Annotated in this window: 7 protein-coding genes; 4 read left to right on the top strand and 3 right to left on the bottom strand. The window is 74.2% G+C overall.

Going from position 1 to position 6,575, the window contains the following annotated elements:
* Positions 1-6 precede the first annotated feature (6 nt).
* Positions 7-594: a TetR/AcrR family transcriptional regulator gene (locus tag KCH_RS16825; RefSeq protein WP_035863907.1), complete on the bottom strand. Its 588-nt coding sequence runs from the start codon at positions 592-594 to the stop codon at positions 7-9.
* Between the two features lie 109 nt (positions 595-703).
* On the opposite strand from KCH_RS16825, the gene KCH_RS16830 reads away from it, so the two are divergent.
* From KCH_RS16830 to KCH_RS16845, 4 genes are all read left to right on the top strand, one after another.
* Complete coding sequence (locus KCH_RS16830) at positions 704-2,194, top strand: MFS transporter (RefSeq protein ID WP_051653143.1); 1,491 nt, start codon at positions 704-706, stop codon at positions 2,192-2,194.
* A 193-nt stretch (positions 2,195-2,387) separates the two neighbouring features.
* Positions 2,388-2,660, top strand: coding sequence for a Sec-independent protein translocase subunit TatA (tatA, locus tag KCH_RS16835; RefSeq protein WP_035863910.1), 273 nt, complete (start codon positions 2,388-2,390; stop codon positions 2,658-2,660).
* 156 nt (positions 2,661-2,816) lie between these two features.
* A complete protein-coding gene (locus tag KCH_RS16840) occupies positions 2,817-4,145 on the top strand; it encodes a membrane protein (RefSeq protein WP_035863911.1) in 1,329 nt (442 codons plus the stop codon).
* Complete coding sequence (locus KCH_RS16845) at positions 4,142-4,645, top strand: potassium channel family protein (protein WP_051653144.1); 504 nt, start codon at positions 4,142-4,144, stop codon at positions 4,643-4,645. The genes KCH_RS16840 and KCH_RS16845 overlap by 4 nt, the downstream gene beginning before the upstream one ends.
* Here the strand turns inward: KCH_RS16845 and KCH_RS37365 are convergent.
* On the bottom strand, positions 4,642-6,171 hold the full coding sequence (locus KCH_RS37365; protein ID WP_051653145.1) for a protein kinase domain-containing protein: 1,530 nt from the start codon (positions 6,169-6,171) through the stop codon (positions 4,642-4,644). The genes KCH_RS16845 and KCH_RS37365 overlap by 4 nt on opposite strands.
* An 86-nt stretch (positions 6,172-6,257) precedes the next feature.
* Positions 6,258-6,395 (bottom strand): hypothetical protein, encoded by a 138-nt coding sequence (locus KCH_RS41385; RefSeq protein WP_157032078.1) that lies wholly within the window; start codon positions 6,393-6,395, stop codon positions 6,258-6,260.
* Positions 6,396-6,575 lie beyond the last annotated feature (180 nt).

The following is a 6,575-nucleotide window of genomic DNA, read 5'->3' on the forward strand; positions in this document are numbered from 1 at the left end:
GCCCGCTCAGCGCGCGAGCACCCCCAGGACGTCGCCGGCCACCAGCGACATCGCCCGCAGGTAGTCCTCGCCGCCGGGCACCCCGGCCGGGTCGATCAGCCAGTGCGCGGCCTGGCCGAGCAGCAGCGACTGGTAGAACACGCCCTTGGCCAGCTCCTCCGGGGTGTCCTCGTGCTCGGCCTTCCCCTGGAACAGCGCGGCCAGGCCGAGCCGGCCGAGCTTCTGCGCGTCGGCCAGCTGCTCGCGCAGCTTCGGCATCGTGTCGAGCCGCCCGAGGATCTCGAACTGCACCGTCCACAGCCCGCGGTGCGTCGCGAAGCTGTCCCGCATCGCGTCCCAGGACCGGACGAACCGCTCCTTCGGGTCGGCGATGTCCGCCGAGGAGGCGAGCGCCGCGCCGACCGCGGTGCCCCACTCCCCCATCGCCTCCACCAGCGCCTGGATCAGCAGCGCGTCCTTGGAGCCGTAGTGGTAGCCGATCGCGGCCAGGCTGACGCCCGCGCCGTTGGCGATGTCGCGGGCGGTGGTGCGCCCGTAGCCCTTCTCGTACAGGCAGTGCTTGGCGCTGGCCAGCAGGTCCTCGCGATTTCCCATGCGCCGATGCTACGGCAGTCCAAGACGCCTGTCTTGCGCGAACGTCTGGAACGATTGATTGAGACGCTTGTACTAGACAGCCGTGCAAGACATCCGTACAGTCCTCGCCATGACCACCGACCACGGCCGTGCCGGCCGACGCGAATGGCTTGGCCTCGCCCTCCTCCTGCTGCCGACGCTCGTCCTCGCCACGGACATGGGCGTGCTGTTCTTCGCCGTCCCGTTCATCTCCACCGACCTGCGCCCGAGCGGCACCCAGCAGCTGTGGATCATGGACATGTACTCGTTCCTGCTGGCCGGGCTGCTGATCCCGATGGGCGCCCTGGGCGACCGGATCGGCCGGCGCCGACTGCTGATCGGCGGCACCGCCGCGTTCGCGGTCGCCTCGCTGGTCGCCGCGTGGGCCGACGGCGCGAACCAGCTCATCGCCGCCCGGGCCCTGCTGGGCGTCGCCGGAGCGGTCTTCGGGCCCTCCACCCTGGCCCTGGTGCGCAACATGTTCCCCGACCCCAAGCAGCGGCAGGCCGCGATCGGCGCCTGGAGCGGCGTCATGATGGCCGGCGCCACCCTCGGACCGGTGATCGGCGGCGTCCTGCTGGAGCACTTCTGGTGGGGCTCGGCCTTCCTGATCGCCGTCCCCGTGATGCTGCTGGTGATGGCCGCCGCGCCGTTCCTGCTCCCCGAGTACCGCGCCCCGCAGCAGGGCCGCTTCGACCTGGCCGGCGCCGCCCTCTCGATCGCCACCGTGCTGCCCGTGGTCTACGGCATCAAGACCCTCGCGGTGGACGGCTGGGCGCTGCGCCCCGCCCTGGTGCTCGCCGCCGGCCTGCTGATCGGCGCCGGCCTGGCCGTCCGGCTGCGCACCGCCGCCGACCCGCTGATCGACCTCTCGCTGTTCCGGATCCGCACCTACAGCGGCGCGATCACCGTCAACACCATCGCGATGTTCGCGATGATGGGCTTCACCCTCTTCACCTCGCAGTACCTGCAACTGGTCAAGGGCTACGGCCCGCTCGCCGCCTCGCTCTGGGCGCTGCTGCCCAGCGTCGGCGTCGGCGCGGCGGTCGGCGGGTTCGGCGCGCTGGCCGGCAAGGTGCGGCCCGCGATCCTGCTCACCGGCGGCTTCCTGGCCAGCGCCGCCGGCTTCGCCGCGATGGCCTTCGTCGTCCCGGACTCCTCGCTGGTGCTGCCGCTCACCGCCGCCGGGGTGATCGCCGCCGGCGCGGTCGGCACCGTCAGCATCACCGGCGAGATGGTGCTCGCCGCCGCCCCCGCCGAGCGGGCCGGCGCGGCCGGCGCCACCTCGGAGACCGCGCAGGAGCTCGGCAGCTCGCTCGGCATCGCGGTGCTCGGCGCGGCCGGCGCCGCGATCTACCGGGCCCGGATGGACGGCTCCGCCCCCGACGCCGCCCGCGACACGCTCGGCGGGGCCGTCACCACCGCCGCCCACCTGCCGTCCGACACCGCCGGACACCTGCTCACCGCCGCCCGCGACGCGTTCACCGCCGGCATGCACCTGGCCGCGGTGGTCGGCGTCCTGGTGATGCTCGGCGCGGCGCTCGCCGCCCACCTCCTGATGCGGCACCTGCGCCCCGCGTAAGCGGGTGCAGCATGGAAGGACGGGTACATGCAGGTGGTTCAGACCACATGTCTCGGATCACCTGCATTTCGGCCGCTGTTTGCCGGCGGGTGTATACGTTCGCCGACAAGGCCAGGCATACTGGCCGAGTCGGGCGAACCGTCCGGCCCAGACGTCACAGCGAGAACTTCCACGAAAGGACCGGTGGTCAGGGATGTTCCGTAACGGTCTTGAGCCCTGGCACATCGCCATCATGGTGGTGGTGCTGGTCCTGCTGTTCGGCTCGAAGAAGCTGCCCGAGATGGCCCGCGGCCTCGGCAAGTCGATGCGCATCCTGAAGGCCGAGACCAAGGCCCTGCGCGAGGACGACGCCCCCGCCGAGGCGCAGAACGGCACCGCCGCTTCGCAGGCCGAGCAGCCCCGCCAGGCCGTCGAGCCGACCGTCGTCACCAAGGCCACCGAGACGCCCAAGTCGACCACGGCCTGACACCCCGTCGGCCCCGGCCGGCGACGCACGGACTTCCGGAGCCCCGGACCGCCCCTCGGCGGTCCGGGGCTCCTTCGTCGCACCCGGGTGGCAGCCCGCCCCGTCCTGGTATCTGCTGGTGAGCATCTGACGGACGATCACTTCCTGGCGGTGGCGATGACCGACGAGACCCCGAACGAGCGCGAACTCGCCGCGCTGCGCGCCCGGGTCGCCACCCTGGAGACGCGGCCGCCCCGCGGGCGCCACCGGGCCCGGTCGTTCTTCGCCGCGGTGCTGATCGTGCTCGCCGCGATCCTCACCCCGCTGGCCGTGGTCGCCTCGTGGAGCCGGTCGCAGGTCACCGACACCGACCGCTTCGTGTCGACGCTCGCCCCGCTGGGCTCCGACCCGGCCGTGCAGGGCGCGGTCGCCCACCGGGTGACGGACGCGGTGATGAAGCAGCTGCCGATCTCCGACCTGCTGAACGAGGTGGCGCCCGCCGACCGGCCGGTCCTGGACGCCGCGCTGGGCAAGCTCGGACCGGCCCTGACCGACGGGCTGACCGGCTTCGTCCACGACCAGACGCTCCGCCTCGTCCAGTCGGACGCGTTCGCCGGCATCTGGGAGACCGTCCTGCGCGACGCGCACGCCGCGTTCACCAAGGTGCTGACCGGGCAGGGCGGCGGCGCGGTGCAGGTCAAGGGCGACACCGTCACCCTCGACCTGGCGCCGGTGATCGCCCGGGTGAAGGACCGGCTGGTGGCGAACGGGCTGGGCCTGGCGGCGAAGATCCCCGACGTGCACACCGACTTCGTCCTGGTGCAGTCCGAGGCGGTGAAGAAGGCCCAGACCGGGCTGCGGCTGCTCGACCTGGCCGGCTTCTGGGTGCCGGTGCTGGCCGTGGCCTGCGCGGTCGGCGGCATCCTGCTGGCGGTGCGCCACCGCCGGGCCACCGTCTGGGCGGCGCTCGGCATGGCCTTCGCCGCCGGGCTGCTGGGCATCGGGCTGAGCGTGTTCCGGGCGCTCTACCTGGACAAGCTGCCCGCCGACGTGGACCAGGCCGCCGCGATGGCGGTCTACGACACCCTGGTGCGGTACCTGCGGGCGGCGGTCCGGATGCTGCTGGCGCTGGGCATCGTGATCGCGCTGGCCGCCTGGCTGACCGGGCCGGGCCGGCGGGCCGGCTGGGTCCGGCAGCTGTGGCAGGCGGGCCTGGGCGCGGTCCGGCGGGCCGCCGAGGGGCTCGGGATGCGGCTGGGCCCGGTCGGCCGGTTCGTGCACCGCCGGAAGGCCTGGCTGGGCTGGGGCGCGGTCGCCGTGGCGGCGGTCGTGCTGCTCACCTGGGGCTACCCGACGGCGCCGGTGGTGCTGTGGATCGCGGTGGTGCTGCTGGCCGCGCTCGCGGTGCTGGAGTTCCTCGACACCCCCGCCGACGAGCACCCGTCCGAAGGGCGCCCGGCCGACCCGCCGCCGTCCGGCGAGGGCAGGAAGGCCGCGCCGGCGTGAGGGAGCTGACCCGGATCTACGTCGTCGTGCTGGCCGGGCCGGTGCTGCTGCTGACGGCCTACTTCACGGTGCCGGTGGGCTGGTTCGGACCGGAGCACCCCACCGTCAGCTGGCTGGTGTTCGCCGCCGTGCTGACCGTCCTGGCGGTCGGCCTGCTGCGCGAGGTGCGCCGCCAGATGCTCGGCCTGCCGGGGCGGCCCGCGCCGATGATCGTGCTGCTGCTGTGCGCGGCGCTGGTGACGTTCGCCACCGCGTACCTGGCGATGTCGAAGCAGGCGGGCGAACTGGTGGGGCTGAACACCAAGATCGACGCGCTCTACTTCACGGTGATCACCATGGCGACCGTCGGCTACGGCGACATCCACCCGGCCGGCCAGGCGGCCCGGGTCGTGGTGATGCTCCAACTCCTGTACACCGTGGTCTTCCTGACCACCGGCGTGACGGCCCTGACCCGCCAGGTGCGCACCCGCGCGATCCGCCGGGCCCGCGGCGGGGACTAATCCTCCTTCTGGGCCTGCGCGTGCACGGCGGCGAGCAGGGCGGTGAGGCGGGCCTGCCAGCTGGCCATGGCGGCGGCGTCGGCGGCCTTGCGCTTCTGGAGGTCGCGGAGCAGGCGTTGGGCGTCCTTGAGGGCGCCCTCGGCGTCGTCGGCGCGGTGGTCGTTGACGTCCTGGGCGGCCTGGTCGAGGAGCCTGGTCAGGTCGTCCTGGCGGTCGCGTTCGCGGGCGAAGGCGGCCTGCGCGATGTCGGCGCGCAGCTGGGCGAGCTGGACGGGCAGGCTGGCCTTGGGGCTGGCGGACGGCTTGGCGGAGGTGCTGGGGCGCGCCGAGGCGCTGGCGGACGGCGGGGCGACGGGGGCGCTGCTCGCGGCGGACGGGGCGCCGGTGACGGGCTGGGCCTTGGTGGCGGGGTCGTCGCCGCCGCCGAGCGAGAACGCGGCGATGCCGGCCACGCAGGCGAACGCGGCGGCGCCGAGGCCGGCGTACATCAGCGGGTTGCGGCCGCGCCGGGGCGGGGGTTCCTCGTCCTCGTAGCGGGCGGACCGCAGCAGCGGCTGCTGAGCCGACACCGGCGGGAGCACGGAGGTGCGCTGCTGCTCGGTCCAGGGCTGGTGCGCGGGCGGCGGCGGGAAGGCCGCGGGGACGGGCGGCAGCACCTGGGTGGCGGCGCCGCCGAGCAGGGCGGCGGTGCGGTCGGCGGGGGCGGCCGGGACGGCGGCGAGCAGTTCGGCGGCGGCCGCGTTCGCGTCGGCGGGGCGTTCGGCGGGCTGTTTGGCGAGCAGCCGCAGGATCGCCGCGTCCAGCGCGGGCGGCACGTCGGGGCGCAGCGCGGTGACCGGCGCCGGGTGCTCGGTGACGTGCTTGAAGGCGATCGCCACGGGGGTGTCGGCGGTGAACGGCGGTGCGCCGGTGAGCATTTCGACCAGCACGCAGCCGACGGCGTACAGGTCGGCGCGGGCGTCGACCGGGCCGGCGGTGGCCTGTTCCGGGGAGAGGTAGGCGGCGGTGCCGATCACCGAGGCGGTCTGGGTGAGCTGCTGGCCGGAGGAGGAGCCGGCCCGGGCGATGCCGAAGTCCACCACCTTCACCCCGCCGTCGTGGGTGATCATGATGTTGCCGGGCTTGATGTCGCGGTGCACCAGTTCCTGGGCGTGCGCGGCGCCGAGCGCGTCCAGCACGGCGGCGGCGATGCCGACGGCGCGTTCGACCGGCAGGACGCCCTGTTCGGCGATCAGCCGGCCCAGGGTGTCGCCGTGGACCAGCTCCATCACCAAGTAGGGGGAGCCCTGGTCGATGCCGGAGTCGAAGACGGTGACGATCCGGGGGTGCACCAGCAGGGCGGCCATCCGGGCCTCGCGGGCGAACCGCTCGGCGAACCGGGGGTCGTCGGCGAGCCCGCCGTTGAGCACCTTCACCGCGACCGGCCGGCCGAGCTGGTGGTCGATGCCCCGGTAGACGGTGGCCATCCCGCCGACGCCGAGTATCTCGCCGAGCTCGTAACGCCCGTTCAGCGCGCGTCCGATCATCGGATACTCCCCTCACCTCGGTCGGGCACCCGTGAACCATAGCGGGCACCTGTCCGGGCCGTGCCGCGGGCGCTGTACCGGTCCTGCTACGGACGCTGCACGAGCAGTGCGGCGGTGAGGGCGGCCAGGGCGGCGGCGAGCAGGGCGCGGGGCGGCCGCGGCGAGCGCCGGACGGCCAGCCGGGCCGCCCGCTCGATGCGCCGCGAGGTGCGCGGGAAGCTCATCGGGGGTTCGCCTGACGGTGCGTCGGGTCGGTCACCGGGGACTCCAGGGGTGTGCGGGCGGGACGCCGGGGTGAGCTCCGGACGGACGGTGGACCCGGGGGAGTTCAGCCGTCCGTCCGGAGCGGTTCCGGACGGCCGCGGACCCGGGGGAGTCCATGGGCCGACCGGAGCTGTCCGGAC

Source organism: Kitasatospora cheerisanensis KCTC 2395 (genome assembly GCF_000696185.1).
Classification (GTDB): domain Bacteria; phylum Actinomycetota; class Actinomycetes; order Streptomycetales; family Streptomycetaceae; genus Kitasatospora; species Kitasatospora cheerisanensis.